This window comes from Acinetobacter sp. 1000160 (genome assembly GCF_000588715.1).
Taxonomy (GTDB): Bacteria; Pseudomonadota; Gammaproteobacteria; order Pseudomonadales; family Moraxellaceae; genus Acinetobacter; species Acinetobacter courvalinii.
In genome coordinates this window covers 1-678 of sequence record NZ_JFWP02000031.1, presented here as the reverse complement: position 1 = coordinate 678, position 678 = coordinate 1, and the positions used below count along the sequence as shown (strand labels likewise).

General features: G+C 43.2%; 1 protein-coding gene and 1 pseudogene. Both read right to left on the bottom strand.

What is annotated here, in order from left to right; all coding sequences use genetic code 11:
- Window positions 1–31: 31 nt before the first annotated feature.
- Window positions 32–232, bottom strand: a pseudogene (locus J699_RS00045) (amino acid transporter); the annotation flags it as partial.
- Between the two features lie 193 nt (window positions 233–425).
- The coding region (locus J699_RS00050) for a RidA family protein (protein ID WP_032883047.1) at window positions 426–678 on the bottom strand (253 nt) is incomplete at its 5' end.

Below are 678 nucleotides of genomic sequence, written 5' to 3'. Positions count from 1 at the left end.
CCAGAAACACCCCCCGGTGTGCTCAAAAAAAAAAAAAAAACACCCCGCCGATAATCATGTAAATAAACAGAATCGATGGGCCTGCCAGTGAAATAGTTTTTCCTGAGCCCATGAACAGGCCCGTACCGATGGCACCGCCAATTGCAATCAGTTGCAAATGGCGATTGGAGAGTTTGCGCTGCAAGTCATGGGGCGACTGTTCGCCTTCTGACTGTTGATGTGTAACCGTCATAACCAAAAGTTCCTTTTTACGTTTCCCTCATGAGCCAGCCTGTTATTGTTGTGCTATTACTAGCCGTCCATTCCTGCGGGCTGACTCATTTTTAATTGCAAGAAAATACGTATCTCACTACGTTTTATCTACTGCAAATACGTTACTTTTCTTCTTTTTTTATATTTTTTAAGCAAAAATAAAGCGGATCGCTTTATTTTTGTGCTGCAACAACCGCAATTTCGATCAACCACTTTGGATTGACCAGATCTGCCTGAATAGTGGCACGTGAAGGCGCAACATAACCTTTTAACCAGTCAATCCAGATAGTATTCACCACAGGGAAGTCTGAAAGATTTTTTAAAAACAGTTGCGCAGAGAGCAAGCGAGATTTATCGGTTCCTGCTGAAGCCAGTAACTGTTCGATGGTGGCAAGCACTTCACGGGTTTGTCCTTCAATATCCAGA